This is a genomic window from Bacillus sp. FJAT-49711 (assembly GCF_018343715.1).
Classification (GTDB): domain Bacteria; phylum Bacillota; class Bacilli; order Bacillales; family Bacillaceae_C; genus Lederbergia.
The window spans coordinates 24,957-41,431 of the sequence record NZ_JAGYPL010000001.1 but is presented as its reverse complement, the minus strand read 5'-3'; the positions used below and the strand labels follow the sequence as shown (position 1 = coordinate 41,431).

Genomic DNA, 16,475 nt, shown 5'->3' with positions numbered 1-16,475 from the left:
ACTTTCAAAACCAACAAGCTTTATGCAATCAGTCTTATTTAAATACTATTAATCCCCAACTTACGTTTTACCTTTTTTAATTTTTCCCCAAAAAGTCGATCGGCGAGTCCCGATTTAAGTCCTAAATACGCATAAAACACTCCACCTATGGAAGCACAGATAAGGATGATAATAATGGATTCGAACCTGGATTCTGTCGTTAAGAAAAATAATAGCCCTTTGTATGCAAGATAAACAGGAACGATCATCATCACATTAAAAATAATAATTAAAAGTGAACGTCTATAAATAAGCTTAAATGGATAACGAGCAAAGCTTCTGATTACAAATAAATTAATGATAATGGAAACAGTATACCCTAATGATGTTGCATATATTGCTCCTTCAGTTCCAAATGCTTTGATTAATGGGGTGTTGAACGTCAATTTAATCAATATCCCTGTTAATAAACTTAAAATCGTAAAACGCTGTTCATTGATGCCTTGTAAAATGGCTGCTGTAACGGAATATACCGCAAAAAGAATGGCTACAGGCGCATATGCTCGAAGTACTTCTCCACCGAAAGGATTATATGTGAAAAACGCTGAATATATAGGTTCTGCCAATAAAGATAATCCTAATGAAGCAGGTACAGTAATAAACAGTAAAATCTGTATCGTTTGATCAAGCTGCCGGAACATGATTTTTCGATCATTATTTACGAACGCTTCTGTTATTAATGGAACGAGCGTCAACGCGAATGCAGTCGCCAAGGAAACTGGAATGATGACCAGCTTATGTGCCGTACCATTTAAAGTTCCTAGTGCATTAAAACTTTCTGCTGCTTTTCCCGCTGCCTCCATAGCGCTCATAAACGTTGCCTGATCAATAAATTGATAGAGCGGATTAGCAATTCCTACTAAAACAAACGGAAAAGCATAAACTAATATTTCTTTATACATATCTTTTATAGAAACTTGTAATGTTCCTTTATCATGCTTTAATAGTTCATCAAGACCGGGCTTTCTTTTTTTCCAGTACACTAAAAGAACGACTAGACTGGCGATTCCTCCAATAAAAGCTGCAAAGGTAGCAATACTGATGGCTTTAACAATACTTCCTTTTAAAAGAAAAATAACGATGAAACTTCCTGCCAACAAAAAGATAATACGAGCGATTTGTTCAATTACTGTTGACACAGCAGATGGTCCCATCGATTGATGTCCTTGGAAAAAACCTCGAATTAAACTCATTAACGGTATAATCAGTAAAGCAAAGCTAACTGCCCTGATTACCTGTGAGACGTCAGAAACAGTATATCTCGTTTCCGCTCCCCTTAAAACAATTTCCGCCAATGGCGTAGAGAGTGCATACATGATCAGGAATGATAGTATCCCCGTCGCTGTCATAACTAAAAGACCCGATTTAAATAGTTTCCGACCAACCGCATATTCTCCCATTGCATTATATTTAGCGATGTATTTAGAAACAGCAAGAGGAACCCCTGCTGTTGCAATACTTATAAAAATGGTATAAGGCACATACCCAAAGTTATATAGAGCATATGGCCCTTCCCCTCCGATTATGGCATAGAATGGGATGACATATAAGAGTCCCAGTACTTTTGACAAGATTGTACCTAACGTTAATATAAAAGTTCCCCGAATTAATTTAGAAGACATACATTCTCTAACTCTCCATTTTATATTTTTATGTGAAAAATCATCATAAGTATATTTTACTCGATGTTTTTGTTATTACTACCGATTACAGACATCTTACTACCGATTGATAAAGGTTTACTACCGGTTAAGCACCCTTTTCTACCGATTGGATTCAGTAAAGCTCTATTGATAGTTTACAGTTATCGACGCCATTTGACAATGAACGCAACGTCAACAACCCGCCACTTAACACCCTTACGGGTTGTTTGAAGTGGGGGCTTGCGTCTGTCAGAGTTTGACAGTGCCTCTACCCTCATAGAGTGCAATTACGCTTGTTCCTACCCAGTAGTACAAACGAGTCATGCTCTCCTACCTTTGAGTGGTGGAACATAAGGACGGTTGACTTCGCCCCTACCACAAGAGCTATACTCCCGTGGTAACTACACCAATATGTTCAATTCCTTTACGGTGTAGATTCATAGCTCCAATACGGTCGTCATTTGATTGGTATTGGCAGTTTTTACACTTAAACGTGTGTAATTTCTTTTTTCGATTCGCCTTGTCTACGTTTCCACATTTTGGACAAGTCTGGGAAGTGAATTTTGGGTCTACTGTAATTACTTTTTGACCATTCATCTTAGCTTTATATTCAAGCATTTGACGGAATTGGTGGAAAGCCCAAGACACTGTAACATAGCGATTTTTCACCCGTACTTTTTCGGTTGCAGAACGAACACCAGTTAAATCTTCTAAAACAAACATCGTCCCTCTCGGATATTTGTCAACGAGTGCCTTTGTAGTTTGATGGTTTACATCAGTTACATAACGGTTTTCTCTTGAACCCATTTGTTTTAGTTTTTTACGGGCAGATGGTGTTTGTCGCATTTGTACTTGTTTACGAGTGGCCTTGAATTTAACGCTCTTATGCTTCACCATTTTCCCGCTGTAAAAAGTGGTTTTCCCTTCACTGTCATAAGTTGTGGCAAGATAGTTAATGCCTAAATCAACACCAACGATATGATTGACATTTGCAGAATCTAACACTAGGTACCTTTTGGTCATTGGAATATGTAGGAACCACTTATTGTACTTATTAACTAATTTGGCAGTACCAAATTTCCATGTCCCATTGAAGTATCTTTTCATAGCCTTACGTTCGTAATGTAGCTTTAAACGACCATCAAGCGTGTTCACGCTAAATTGATTTTGGGTTAACGAGTAGTCACGATTCCAAACAAGATCATATTCGGGAAGTTTAAATGCAATCAACGACCATTCGTGCCCATTGGATTTAGCGGACTTGTAACGGGCGATGACGGTTTTCATCACAGATTGAGCCATTTGACTTTTTAGGCCAAATAGATGTCGTAATGGTTTATAGTACAAGTCGTTCAGTTTTGCTTGATTTAGATTTTTCGTTTCAAATATGTGTTTGGATAACCAGTTACTAGCTTTACGATAAGCGTTTGTTGTGATCTTTAGACTTTCAGCTTGATGATCAGAAACATAGATTTGTATTTTTGCAGTAATCGTAGACATAATTTTCACCACCTTTCACTAACTAAATTATACTATATTGTTTGTTTGAGTATCCGAAATAGAAAAAGGCGGCAGCAAGGTGGAAGTTTCAGATACTTGATAGGTACAAAATCTTACGATTTTAAATGTACCATATCGTATCTGACGGCAATTCCTCCCCCACTTATCATTGGGCTAAGGCTAAGCCCTTCACACGCTTGAAGTGGGGGTTTCCTTGCCGATTTTAGATGAACTATTTGCTTTTCATAACCACTAATTCTACAATTATAACAGCAAATAACAAGGTGTTGAACAAGATATGTATGATGTCATTGTAATTGGTGGAGGACCTTCTGGATTGATGGCTGCCATTGGTGCAGCTGAAAATAAGGCGAAAGTACTTCTTATTGATAAAGGAAATAAATTAGGGCGGAAGCTTGCGATTTCAGGAGGAGGGCGCTGCAACGTTACGAACAGGCTGCCGATTGATGAAATTATTCGTCATATTCCTGGAAACGGTCGCTTTCTATACGGAGCATTTTCCGTTTTCAATAACGAGGATATTATCTATTTTTTTGAAAATCTAGGCATTGAACTAAAAGAAGAAGATCACGGAAGGATGTTCCCTGTTTCGAATCGAGCACAATCCGTAGTAGATGCCCTATTGAATCAACTGAAACTACTTGGGGTTGAAATGAAAGTAAACTGTCCTGTAAAAGAGATTTTATTTAAAAATCATCATACCGAAGGAATCCTGCTAGAATCTGGTGAAAAAATCCAAAGTAAATCGATTGTCGTCGCTACGGGTGGAAAATCCGTTCCTCATACGGGCTCAACAGGAGATGGCTTTCCGTGGGCAACAGCTGCTGGACATACTATATCAGAATTATTTCCAACTGAGGTCCCGGTAACTTCAGCGGAAAACTTTATAAGAGATAAAGCATTGCAAGGATTATCATTGCGAGATGTAGCATTAAGTGTTCTAAATCCAAAAGGGAAGCCAATTATTACACACCAAATGGATATGATTTTCACCCATTTTGGTATATCGGGACCAGCTGTTCTCAGATGCAGCCAATTTGTTGTTAAAGCCCAAAAAAAGTGGAAGCTTGAGGAAGTAGCCATGTCCTTAGATGCATTGCCAGGACGCAGGAAAGAGGATTTGCATAATGATTTGATAAAAATTATGAAGGACGAGCCGAAAAAAACAGTAAAAAATGCCTTTAAAGGAATACTGCCTGAACGTTACTTATTATTTTTATTAGATCGGAGTGGAATTGATCCTAGTGCTATATGCACTTCGATTTCTAGTGAAAAGTTACGTACTTTTGTAGAATTGTGCAAGCAATTCAAATTTAATGTCAATGGCACTTTGCCGCTTGAAAAGGCCTTCGTTACAGGCGGAGGTGTCTCTGTAAAAGAAATTGAACCAAAAACAATGGCTTCAAAACTTATGTCTGGTCTTTATTTTTGCGGTGAGGTACTAGATATTTATGGGTATACTGGAGGCTATAATATCACTTCTGCATTAGTTACAGGAAGATTAGCTGGGACGAATGCAGCACTATCTATTATTTGAACCTCTTATGACTGAAGTCATGAGATTCCCGAAAACACTAGTATAACCGCTATTTTTTTAGAAGGCTCTTCCCATAAGTCCTATGGTGATAATATGTAAAAATGATAGAAGCTGTTTCACTGAGACAGCTTCTATCATTTAACGTATAATACCATCGCGCTAAAGCAATATACTTGCTCAGATCCCGCTTCTCCAATCGCCGCTACATTGTATTTAATATCAATAATATCCCTTTCCTCTAAATCACCAAGAAAGTCATTCATTTCATCTTCAAGATCTCGCTCATGTTCACAATCAAATAATTTTACTTGAACCATCCTTCTCACCTTTTCGGAATTTTTATATATTATGTCCGAAAAAATAACTTTTTATACAATTCAGAATTTACTCTAAGTGGCGATTGAAAAAACGTCTCAATCCTTCTCCTAATATATTGAAAGTGAAAATCACATATGCTAATGCAAGCGCTGGGAAAAATGGAATCCAAAATGCAGTAACGACGTCCTTTCTCGACTCCCGCATCATCGTCCCCCATTCAAGGCTTGTATTCACAATTTCCATATTAAAGAAACCCGTCTGGACAAAGTCTACTTTCATGAAAATCCCAAAAATCGCCAACTGCCCCATTAATAATGCAACTCTACCGACATCTAAGCAAAAGTTAGTTGCGATATCAGGTGCTAGATTAGATAGGTAATAGCTTTTTAGTAGATTTACTGGTTTCATCCCTAATGTAATTCCAGCGTCCATATATGGCTTTCTCGAAATTAAATATGCTTGCTGTTGAATAATATAACTTACTCTTCCTACTTCTACTAGAGCTATAGTCAAGATAGCCCAATACATTCGATGCTCTGAATAAACAAGAAATGGCATATTCAACATAATAATGGCTATAAAGATAACCGGAAGACTTGAAAATAATTTGTGCCATCCACTTATAATCTTGGGCATGATTCCTTTATTTTTATATCCTGATAATCCAAGTGGGATTGCAATGAGATACCTGAGTATCGTAATTCCCAAAATAAGGAGCATGGTTTCGCGTGCTCCCACAATAATTAAGCTAAAAATATCTCTTCCATCGCGATCAGATCCAAACCATTGACGTTCTGAAGGCTCAAATGGTGCTTTTTGAAATTTTCCATTTTCGGGGAAATAAAGCCGTTCAGCTTCTAATTTAGTGTCTACAAATGGCATGCTTGGTCCAATAAACATAACAACCAGTAGAAATGCTAATAATATACATCCCGTAATTAAATATTTGTTTCTCATGAATCCTTCTCCCATTCTAGCTTTATACTTTTTCTAATCATAAAACCAACGAGTTGGGAGATCATGACAAGCACGATAAAGCATAGACCAGTCCCGATTATAATTCCGGGCTCGTATTGTGGCCAAGAAACCGTTCTAGCTACACCTATAGCTGTAAAAACACGGTAAGCTATTCCTTGATAGCCCACTAAATATTCAGTAATAAGAAGACTTGAAAGAATAAAAAGCATTAAAGGCGTTATATGCGTTAAAATCGTTTGCAAACTATTGCGCATAATATGTTTATATAAAACTTTCTTATTGCTGAATCCTTTAGACTTAGCTACTTGGATATATAATTCCCCTTCTTCAGCCGCGATTGCTGCAAAAGTAATACGTGCGATATACATCATAGGATAAAGAGAAACGAGAACTCCAATTACTAAGAAATTATACCAAACAGTGTTATTAAACATTCGCAGAGACGGAACCATGAAAATAGTCATCCAATGAACACAAAGAATGATGAAAAAATCAGGAATAGACTGAAGGAACCAAGTGCTTCCATTCCCAAATATTTTGAATCTGCTATCTTTAACCCTGTAATCAAAAATACCTTTTAAAATACCAAACACAATACTTAACACAAAAGCAACTGCAATCACTTTTAAACTTTTCGGAAAATACATCTTAATCTCTTCTTCAGCTGTAAGATTATATTGAGTCATTCCTAAAGAATGATCATCTTTTAGAGAATGATAAAAATTCAGTAAATTCCCTTTATATTCTTCCCAATGAAATTCATATTTTAGGATTGGAGTCATTGCTATTCCATCAAATCCGTTAACAGGTTCGCGAGGAAAGAGAGCAATTAAAACGAGTAATACAATGACTACTATATATAGAGCTATTGATTTTAATGCTTCTACAAAACTTATAATTCTAAAGTCCCCCCTATTATCTAATATAGTTTTCATTATAATGGTAATTTATTAAAAACTAAAGACTATCTAGAAATACATAGCTTATTTCTAGATAGTCTTTATAGTAATTATTCATTATTTTTGTTCAAGCGGCCCTTCCCATTTAAGCATTCCGCCTACCATATTACACACATTATAACCTTGATTTATTAAATATTCACATACTCTTCCACTTCGCCCGCTAGATCTGCAAATAAAAATATATTCTTTATTTGGATCTAGTTTTTCAAGGTTATCGGGAATATCACCCATTTTGATATGAACCGCAGTGGGAATCATTCCCTCTGCAACTTCATCATCTTCTCTAACATCTATCAGATTTAATGTTTTTCCTTCTTCGAGTTGTTTTTGAACTTCTTCGGGTGTGATTGTTTTAAAAAGCTCCATTCCTTATCACCTTTCCATATCATTAATTGGCGACGATGTTTACTAATTTTCCAGGGACGGCGACGACTTTTCTAACTGTTTTTCCTTCAATCATCTCTTTAATCTTTTCATCATTTAATGCAAATTCTTCAAGCTCTTCACGAGTTGATTTACGAGAAACCAACAATTTCGAACGAACTTTGCCGTTTAATTGAACTACGATTTCTACTTCATCATCCACAAGCTTTGCTTCATCATAAACTGGCCATGATTCATATGCTATCGTATTTGTATGCCCAAGCTTATTCCATATCTCTTCAGAAATATGAGGTGCAATTGGAGAAAGCAATTTTACAAAGCCTTCAATATATTCCTTTGGAAGAACTTCGACTTTATACCCTTCATTAATAAATACCATTAATTGGGATATAGCTGTATTAAAATGCAGTCCTTCATAATCATTTGTTACTTTCTTAACTGTTTGGTGATACACTTTTTCAAGACCTGTTCCAGTATTTTCTACTATTTTTTCGGAAAGGTTCCCTTCATCATCTACAAATAGTCGCCATACACGATCAAGGAAGCGACGAGATCCATCAAGACCAGTTGTTGACCAAGCAATCGATGCATCTAGTGGCCCCATGAACATTTCATATAGACGTAGTGTATCGGCACCGTGGCTCTCCACGATATCATCAGGGTTTACAACATTCCCTTTTGATTTACTCATTTTTTCATTGCCTTCACCAAGAATCATTCCTTGGTTAAATAGCTTCTGGAAAGGTTCCTTCGTTGGAACAACGCCAATATCATACAAGAATTTATGCCAGAATCGTGCATAAAGCAAGTGTAAAACCGCATGCTCCGCTCCACCAATATAAATATCGATCGGAAGCCATTTTTTTAATAGCTCCTCATCGGCAAGTGCTTGATCGTTTTTAGGATCGATAAAGCGAAGATAATACCAACAGCTGCCTGCCCATTGTGGCATCGTATTCGTTTCACGTCTTCCTTTTTTACCTGTTTCAGGATCTTCTACAAAAAGCCAATCTTTAATATTCGCAAGCGGCGATTCTCCTGTACCAGATGGTTTGATTTGATCAGTCTCAGGTAGAATAACAGGAAGCTCGCTTTCAGGAACAGTCGTCATCGTTCCATCTTCCCAATGGATAATTGGAATCGGTTCACCCCAATATCGCTGACGGCTAAATAACCAATCTCTTAGGCGATATGTGACCTTCTTTGTACCCTTTCCTTCTTTTTCAAGCCAATCAATCATTGTAGAGATGGCTTCTTCCTTGTTCATCCCATCAAGGAATCCAGAATTCACATGAACACCATCTCCGGTGTATGCTGTTTCATCGATATTTCCACCAGCAACAACTTCGACGATATCTAATTTGAATTTCTCAGCAAATTCATAATCGCGTTCATCATGCGCTGGAACGGCCATAATGGCACCAGTACCATACGACATTAATACATAGTCAGCGATCCAAATAGGTATTTTTTTGCCATTCACTGGATTTACCGCATATCCACCAGTAAAAACACCTGTTTTATCCTTTGCAAGATCTGTTCTTTCTAGATCACTTTTAGTTTTGATTTGATCAATATAAGCTTTAACCGCAGATTTCTGTTCAGCTGATGTGATTTTATCTACGAACGGATGCTCAGGTGCAAGAACAGCATAAGTCGCACCGAAAAGCGTATCCGGACGGGTTGTAAAAACGGTGAACGTTTCATCAAATCCGTCAATGCCGAAAGTGACTTCCGCACCTTCCGAACGGCCAATCCAGTTTCGCTGCATATCTTTAATACTTTCCGGCCAATCCAATTCTTCTAGATCTTCAAGAAGGCGATCGGCGTACTTCGTTATCCTTAAAATCCATTGTTTCATTGGACGGCGCTCTACTGGATGTCCACCGCGCTCACTTTTCCCGTCGATAACTTCTTCATTTGCGAGCACTGTACCAAGAGCGGGACACCAGTTTACAGGCACCTCATCCACATAGGCTAGCCCTTTTTCGAACAACTTTGTGAAGATCCATTGTGTCCATTTATAATAATTAGGATCTGTCGTATTGATTTCACGATCCCAATCATACGAAAATCCTAACTCTTTAATTTGTCTTTTAAATGTATCAATATTATGCTGAGTAAAATCAGCTGGATTATTCCCAGTATCAAGTGCGTATTGCTCAGCAGGCAGACCAAAAGCATCCCAGCCCATTGGATGAAGGACATTATATCCTTGCATTCTTTTCAACCTTGAAAGAATGTCAGTCGCAGTATATCCTTCTGGGTGCCCAACATGCAATCCTGCTCCAGATGGGTACGGAAACATATCAAGGGCGTAAAACTTTTCCCCTTTCCCATCTGCATCCGTTTTAAATGTTTTATTTTCTTCCCAATACTTTTGCCATTTTTGTTCAATTTCTTTGTGGTTAAAGCTCATGTTTGTGCCTCCTAATCTTAAATAAAGTACAAAAGCGCAAGTGTCTGCTCAGCGACTTACAAACTTTTAAGGTTTCTAACGAGATAAAGGAAACACGTCAAACCTGAAAAATAAGCCAGTGTTGACTTACCGAAATACGAAAGTTTGTTATGCGCTAGAAGCTGGCGCAGATGAAAATTGAAATATAAAGTAAATTGCATAGAATATTTCATAATTTCTTAGTAAACAGCAAAAACCCCTCATCCCAAAAAATAATTTCTTGGGACGAGAGGTTGAATTCTCCCGCGGTACCACCCACATTAGTGTCATTAACACTCACTTCATTCATCCTTAACGCGGAATACGGCATGCATTACTTAGAATTTAAGCAGTATCGGCAAATGGCTCCACAAAAATCCGTTTACACATGCAACTTGAAAGGTGAGTTCGTGATTCCTCCCGATTGGCTTGCACCTTCCGCCAACTCTCTAAACGGGTTATTAATCATTACTAATCCTTCATTAACGTTTTATTTATGCTATTCATGATATTACCAATTGTAATTAATATTATACATACATGCAACAAAAAATCAAAAGTTCGTAAGTTAGGTGGTTGCTTTCTTTTCTTTTGCCATTGTTTTAAGGGGGCGGTCATAAAAATACGTTAAAATAAGTGCAAAAACTAAAAGCGCAATCATGAAATAGAAAAGTGAATTCATTCCATTCAGATCAACAATCATTCCTCCAAGCACGGGACCAATCATTCTGCCACCCGTAGCGGTGCTATTTACAATCCCTTGATAAAAGCCTTCTCTTCCTTTCGGAGCCAATTTATCAGCGACTGTTGGCACAATCGGCCATACAAGCATCTCCCCCACAGTTAAAATAATCATGGCGGCGAGAAATCCTTTAAATTCATTAACTGCACCGGCTATAATAAATGAAATAATAAAAATAATAAAACCTACGATCATTTGCCCTTTCAGTTTTTCACCAAATTTCCGCAGCGCTCGTTGAAGCAATGGCTGGGCTAGAACAATCAATGCGCCGTTCACGGTCCATAGCAAGCTGTATTGTTTTAGAGTAATATTTATTTCCTGAGTATATGCCGCAATCGTAGACTGCCATTGAACATAACAAACCCATCCTAATAAATAGGCCGAACATAATATGACTAGAGCATAAAACTTATTTTTACTTTTTAATGTTTTTCTTTCCTGCAATACATTTGTTTGGGCTAACTGATTTCCTGCTAAATTTTTATAACCAAAAAGAGCTAAAAAGAAAAAAATGACGTACATAAATAAATTCGCTAAAAATATATAGTCAAAGGAATAAAATGCTACAAATCCTCCCAAGGCAGAGCCAATCGCAACTCCTGCATTTTGAGCAACATACACTGCGTTAAAAGCTTTCCTTCCCCCTTCTTTCCATACAGCACCCGCCATCGCGAACATGGAAGGAAATACAATGCCTCCCCCGAATCCGATTAAAACTAAGAAATAGACATAATGAGGCCAGCCATGCCAAATTGTTAATCCAGTTAATGAAATGACTGAAATAATAATTCCAAGCAGTATAGAACGGTAACCACCGATTTTATCGTATAAAGTTCCGCCTATTAAATTTCCTATAACACTTGCCGCAGAATTCAACATTAAAACTAACCCTGCAACAGATAACGATTTTCCCAAATGATCATGTATATAAATAGCATTGAGAGGCCATAAGAAAGAAGATCCTGTAACATTTACGAGCATCCCTATGACTAACAGCCATAATGCTTTTGGCATGTTTGTCAGCACCTTTCCACGCTTATAATTCGTGCACCAAAGCAATTCTATGCTTTTATGAAGGTACTGGCAAGCAGGGTAAAGATAAAAATAAATTCAGTTAATTGATGACAAACTGTTTTTGAATAATTGAGATGAAATTGAAAGATCTGGCATCTAAAAAGAGCCAGATCTTTAATTCATTTTAATGCCAAGTACTATACAACGGGTGATCATGGTCTTGGAGAATCATTTTGTTTTGCAGCTGCTGTACTTTTAAGCGAATTCGATGCAATTGTTCCCGCTGCTGGGCATTGGAGCTATCTGTTAGTTTTTCAAGCTCCTGCACAGCATTTTCTAACCCTTGCTGTGCTTCACTGAATTCCACATCATAATAATGTTCCTGTTTCTTCGATTCGGTGAACTGCTCATTTGCGAAAAGAATTGCGGACTCACAACGATTTACACAGTCTTCAATCGATTGCCTAGTTGCCACTAACAATCCTCTCCTTTCAACCTGTCCCTTTGGAAAAAGGGTCTTGTTTAGTTTGTTCTCTTCTGCCATCTGTTATGTTACAATTTTTTGTATGTTTAGTAAGGAGTTGGATGTAGTGTCTTTAGAAAATATTCTTTCTTTTGCGCGTTCATTGCTTGAAAAAGTCGTAAAACCTGGTGATATCGTTATCGATGCGACGATTGGAAATGGCCATGATACGCTTTTTTTAGCAAGGCTTGTAGAGGATACTGGCCATGTTTACGGATTTGATATCCAAAAAAGTGCTTTACACGAAACAAATAAATTACTTGCTTCCAATAAATTACTGCACCGTGCCTCCCTTTTTCACACTGGACATGAACATGTAATAGATGTCATCCCTAAAGACAAACATGAACTTATTAGAAGCGCTATTTTTAATTTAGGTTATTTACCTAAAGGCGATAAATCCGTCATCACAAAACCTGAAACGACTATCATTGCTGTCCATCATCTTTTACAAGTTATGGCCTCTGGCGGGATTATAGTCCTTGTTGTTTACTATGGGCATGATGGAGGAAAAATGGAACGTGATGCTCTACTTCGATATACTTCAAGCTTGGACCAAAAAAAGTATCATGTTTTGCAATACGCTTTTATTAACCAAATTAATCATCCTCCTTTTATTGTCGCTATAGAAAAAAGAGGCAATCATTGAGATTACCTCTTTTTGTCCAACTCTAAGCGCCTTCCACTTTTTCAACTTCATCGTGTTTCCTTTATCTCAAGTCTTTGGCCGGAGAAGGAACGTCGACTAAAACCAAAACCGCCACGTCCTGTGGCAACGTCGACGGACCCACATCATGTAGGCCTGTACGTCGATGAACAGGCGCTTTCGCTTTTCTTGTCCAGCTGCAGTGCCTATCTATTTTGTGGGGCTAAAAATCGACCTGAACCACTTACTACTTGTTGGAGCCTTCTATAAAGCCTTCCATTCCAATAAAAGAAATAACTTGTGACTCCGCCGCGTTTCATTATTTTTTTTGCAAGAGTTCGGACGTCCTTTTGTTCATTTACTTTTCTATCAGATAAATAAACTCCGAGTAAACCGCGATTTATCAATTTATGAAATTTCTTATCGGGCAGATTTTTCGTATGCTTGTCCGCTTCATCTAAAAAGTGAATAAATCGGTTCAGCATTTGATCTTTATTTTCGTAATAAAAACAAAAATTTAAGTCTCCTCCTGCACGATCCTCATCTTGGTCAATAAAATAATCAAGTAAAATATGCAGCCCTTGTATATAAGGAAAATATCCTTCACGAATCATCTCCGCGTGTTTTTCTTCAAAATCATTCCTTAAAGCGTATGATATTAAGCAAAAAATTCCTAATGTCGATCCGGAGCAAGCCGAAAATTCATGCCACCCCATCTCCGGCAACACATCCTTATACCCTGCAAACCATTCTTTTAGACGGGTTTCACGTTCCTCCAAACTAACATGTTTATGTATTTGCAAATCACAATAATACTGGCATAGCTCAAGGAGGAATGGCTTTACAGCCTTATAATGAGGGACTTTTTCTAATACGCTTTGACACGTTTGAACAAGCTCTTGTAAATATCCCCCATCCTCACTTTCCGTTCGAAAACGATAATATTGTTTTGGGGATTCGCCAACCGTCAGGGCATCTCCCATGGATTCATGCAGTGCCGCAAAATCATTTGGATCAAGAGAAGTACTTCGATCGCAAAGATTATCTAAATAATCGCTGATCGTTTGATAGGCAACAATAAATTTAATCGCACTATGCTTTCCTTCATGTGCAGTTAGCGCCATAATGGCTCCACCCTCACAGTGAAAGGTCTTATGTTCAATACTTGCTAGTGCTTGGTGCCTCAGTTCCTTATCTGGGATAGCTGCTGCCCGCTCTTTCCAATAAGTTAATTCAGAATGAACAGCAGGCATTACTTTTCTATAAACTTGATTCATTAATGCTATTGGATGCGATGGCAAAGTCATCTCCCAATCACCTCATTTTATCAATGGCTCGTTATTAATCATTATAACCTATTTGGCGAAGCCTTATATCTACAAAGCTTTTAGCGTAATCAAAAATCAGTTCCTTCTCAGGTTCGTTAAAAATTTCATGATAACAATTTGCCCATTCTTTATAAAGCTTTTCTGAAACTTTCAATTGATTAAACCAATCTACAACATCCAGCTTATTTACAATTTTATCATCTCCACCTTGCAGAACCAATAGAGGCACATCAGGAAAGTATGAAAGTTTTGTAAAGGCCATTTTCATCGCTTTTAAAAGTTCCCGATACCAGCGGACCGATACTTTTGTGACGTACAGACTGTCATTAAGTGCTTTTTGCTTTATATCATCACTTCTTGTCACAAGGTCGATATCCATATTACTGCTAACCTTTAATTCAGGAAGAATCCAGTTTAATCCAACTGACAGAGCATTTAGTGGGACAGCGGGATAATCGACAAGCCCTAAACAGGGAGAAGAAAGAATCACTCCATCTATTTTAACTTTCATATCTTGCAAAAGTCTAATAACAGTAAGTCCGCCCATACTATGTCCGAGGACAAATATAGGAAGCGCATATGCTTGTGCTTCTTTTATCCATTCATGGATTTCCTTTATATATTCATCAAAGGAATCAACATGCCCCCTTTTCGATCTCGTCGTAAGTCCTTGCCCAGGCAAGTCACCCATAATTACATGAAACCCATGCATCCTCCACATCTCTCTCAGCCATCCGTATCTGCCATGATGTTCCATCGCCCCATGGACAATTACCATGACAGCCTTCGGTTCATTTAAAGCTTCCCATTTTCTCACCTAACCACCTCGGAATGTTGATAATAATATATTACCCCGTTTTTCATAATGAAAAATCATTCTGCATTCTACAAAAATCTACCTTTTTTGATACAATATAATTAGAAATATAAGGAAAGGGCGATTTTATTTGGCTATTTACCCTTACAATGGAAAAAAACCTGATATACATCCTTCTGTCTTTATTGCCGATTATGCAACGATTGCTGGAGATGTCAAAATTGGGGAAAACTCAAGTGTTTGGTTTAATTGTTCGATTCGAGGTGATGTAGCACCGACCATCATAGGCGAAAAAGTGAATATTCAAGATAACTCTGTTTTGCATCAAAGTCCTAAAAATCCGCTCATAATTGAGGATGAGGCTACAATAGGGCATCAAGTTGTTTTACATAGCTGTAAAATCAGAAAGAAAGCATTAATTGGTATGGGTTCCATCATCTTGGACGGGGCGGAAATAGGAGAAGGCGCATTTATTGGAGCAGGAAGCCTAGTTCCACAAGGTAAAATCATTCCACCTAATACACTTGCTTTCGGACGACCAGCAAAAGTTGTACGGGAATTAACAGTAGAAGATATAAAAGATATGGAGCGTATTTCAAGAGAATACGTTGAAAAAGCCAAGTATTATAAATCTATTCAAGAAAACTAAAAATACATGATAATTTTCCGATAGTATAGATAGCGCCTAAAATAAATAACTAGGCAATATTATAAAAGGTGATTGATTTTATATGGAAACACTGCAGTTCATATCGATAGCATGTGCTGTCGGTGTATTCATCTTTCTTTTTATCAAATATAAAAAGCATGTTTTTTTTTCAAGTCTCATTTCTTTTTTGGCGATCGTGATTTTTATGGCTACCATCTATCTATATGGAACACATAGAACGTATAGTGAAAAAGCCGAAGAAGCACCACAAAATGGTCAAGGAGCTAAGTTGAGTGAACAAAGAGATACATTGGAGCTCATAAAAATTGAAAATAAGGTGTTGCTCGACGCTCCTGTCATAAAACAATTTCCCGAGCTTCCACGTGGCTGTGAGGTTACAGCATTAGCAATGCTTTTAGGAAGTGCAGGTGTCGAAGTTGATAAGATGACTCTGGCGAAAGAAATCAAAAAGGACTCGACACCTCGCACTGTGAAAAATGGGGAAATCAATTTCGGAAATCCACATGAAGGTTTCGTTGGCAATATGTACACTTTTAATGAACCAGGGCTCGGAGTTTACCATGAACCTATTATGGAGCTTGCTCAATCTTATTTGCCAGAAAAAATCGTGAATCTATCAGAGCAATCTTTTGATGAGTTAAAAATTCCGCTTTCTGATGGACGTCCTGTCTGGGTAATTATCAATTCTCAATATCGCGAATTGGAAGATTCATATTTTCAAATTTGGAATACAAAAAAAGGTAAAATTCGGATTACGATGAAGGAACATTCTGTTCTCATAACAGGATATGATGAAAAGTTTGTTTATTTTAATGATCCATTAACAGGTTTAAAAAACAAAAAAGCACCCATTGAAGATTTTAAAAAATCTTGGGTGCAAATGGGCAGCCAGGCACTCACTTATTCTAATTAGTAA

At 37.5% G+C, this 16,475-nt stretch carries 15 protein-coding genes and 1 other annotated feature; of the genes, 4 read left to right on the top strand and 11 right to left on the bottom strand.

The features are described 5' to 3' along the window. Positions 1 to 38 precede the first annotated feature (38 nt). Together KHA96_RS00295 and KHA96_RS00290 are read right to left on the bottom strand one after the other, a co-directional pair. Positions 39 to 1,661: a putative polysaccharide biosynthesis protein gene (locus tag KHA96_RS00295; protein WP_213127308.1), complete on the bottom strand. Its 1,623-nt coding sequence runs from the start codon at positions 1,659 to 1,661 to the stop codon at positions 39 to 41. Positions 1,662 to 2,066: 405 nt separating this feature from the next. Further along, positions 2,067 to 3,182 (bottom strand): RNA-guided endonuclease TnpB family protein, encoded by a 1,116-nt coding sequence (locus KHA96_RS00290; RefSeq protein WP_213127307.1) that lies wholly within the window; start codon positions 3,180 to 3,182, stop codon positions 2,067 to 2,069. 298 nt (positions 3,183 to 3,480) lie between these two features. Here KHA96_RS00290 and KHA96_RS00285 point away from each other — a divergent pair, with 298 nt between their 5' ends. Next, positions 3,481 to 4,740: a BaiN/RdsA family NAD(P)/FAD-dependent oxidoreductase gene (locus KHA96_RS00285; RefSeq protein ID WP_213127306.1), complete on the top strand. Its 1,260-nt coding sequence runs from the start codon at positions 3,481 to 3,483 to the stop codon at positions 4,738 to 4,740. 134 nt (positions 4,741 to 4,874) lie between these two features. Here the strand turns inward: KHA96_RS00285 and KHA96_RS00280 are convergent, their stop codons facing one another. The 7 genes from KHA96_RS00280 to KHA96_RS00250 form a co-directional block, all read right to left on the bottom strand. Continuing rightward, on the bottom strand, positions 4,875 to 5,057 hold the full coding sequence (locus KHA96_RS00280; protein WP_213127305.1) for a sporulation protein Cse60: 183 nt from the start codon (positions 5,055 to 5,057) through the stop codon (positions 4,875 to 4,877). A 67-nt stretch (positions 5,058 to 5,124) separates the two neighbouring features. Beyond that, positions 5,125 to 6,015 carry an ABC transporter permease gene (locus tag KHA96_RS00275; protein WP_213127304.1) on the bottom strand — a complete coding sequence of 297 codons (891 nt, stop codon included), beginning with the start codon at positions 6,013 to 6,015 and terminating at the stop codon, positions 5,125 to 5,127. Then, positions 6,012 to 6,971: an ABC transporter permease subunit gene (locus KHA96_RS00270; RefSeq protein WP_213127303.1), complete on the bottom strand. Its 960-nt coding sequence runs from the start codon at positions 6,969 to 6,971 to the stop codon at positions 6,012 to 6,014. The genes KHA96_RS00275 and KHA96_RS00270 overlap by 4 nt, the downstream gene beginning before the upstream one ends. Positions 6,972 to 7,052: 81 nt before the next feature. Further along, a complete protein-coding gene (locus KHA96_RS00265) occupies positions 7,053 to 7,364 on the bottom strand; it encodes a rhodanese-like domain-containing protein (RefSeq protein WP_213127302.1) in 312 nt (103 codons plus the stop codon). A 22-nt stretch (positions 7,365 to 7,386) separates the two neighbouring features. After that, the gene (leuS, locus tag KHA96_RS00260; RefSeq protein ID WP_213127301.1) at positions 7,387 to 9,801 is read right to left on the bottom strand and encodes a leucine--tRNA ligase; all 2,415 of its coding nucleotides are present in this window, start codon (positions 9,799 to 9,801) and stop codon (positions 7,387 to 7,389) included. 257 nt (positions 9,802 to 10,058) lie between these two features. Beyond that, positions 10,059 to 10,314 (bottom strand) — a binding site (T-box leader). 73 nt (positions 10,315 to 10,387) lie between these two features. Then, entirely contained in the window at positions 10,388 to 11,575 is a 1,188-nt protein-coding gene (locus tag KHA96_RS00255; RefSeq protein WP_213127300.1) for an MDR family MFS transporter, read from the bottom strand. Positions 11,576 to 11,759: 184 nt separating this feature from the next. Then, positions 11,760 to 12,050 carry a YtzC family protein gene (locus KHA96_RS00250; protein ID WP_213127299.1) on the bottom strand — a complete coding sequence of 97 codons (291 nt, stop codon included), beginning with the start codon at positions 12,048 to 12,050 and terminating at the stop codon, positions 11,760 to 11,762. 115 nt (positions 12,051 to 12,165) lie between these two features. On the opposite strand from KHA96_RS00250, the gene mnmM reads away from it, so the two are divergent. Beyond that, positions 12,166 to 12,747: a tRNA 5-(aminomethyl)-2-thiouridylate-methyltransferase MnmM gene (gene mnmM, locus KHA96_RS00245; RefSeq protein ID WP_213127298.1), complete on the top strand. Its 582-nt coding sequence runs from the start codon at positions 12,166 to 12,168 to the stop codon at positions 12,745 to 12,747. A gap of 203 nt (positions 12,748 to 12,950) precedes the next feature. Here the strand turns inward: mnmM and KHA96_RS00240 are convergent, their stop codons facing one another. Further along, a complete protein-coding gene (locus KHA96_RS00240; RefSeq protein WP_213127297.1) occupies positions 12,951 to 14,051 on the bottom strand; it encodes a tetraprenyl-beta-curcumene synthase family protein in 1,101 nt (366 codons plus the stop codon). A gap of 34 nt (positions 14,052 to 14,085) precedes the next feature. Continuing rightward, complete coding sequence (locus tag KHA96_RS00235; RefSeq protein ID WP_213127296.1) at positions 14,086 to 14,889, bottom strand: alpha/beta hydrolase; 804 nt, start codon at positions 14,887 to 14,889, stop codon at positions 14,086 to 14,088. 136 nt (positions 14,890 to 15,025) lie between these two features. On the opposite strand from KHA96_RS00235, the gene KHA96_RS00230 reads away from it, so the two are divergent. After that, positions 15,026 to 15,538, top strand: a complete 513-nt coding sequence (locus tag KHA96_RS00230; protein WP_349305700.1) for a gamma carbonic anhydrase — start codon at positions 15,026 to 15,028, stop codon at positions 15,536 to 15,538. A gap of 82 nt (positions 15,539 to 15,620) precedes the next feature. Next, positions 15,621 to 16,472: a C39 family peptidase gene (locus KHA96_RS00225; RefSeq protein ID WP_249315182.1), complete on the top strand. Its 852-nt coding sequence runs from the start codon at positions 15,621 to 15,623 to the stop codon at positions 16,470 to 16,472. Positions 16,473 to 16,475: the final 3 nt, after the last annotated feature.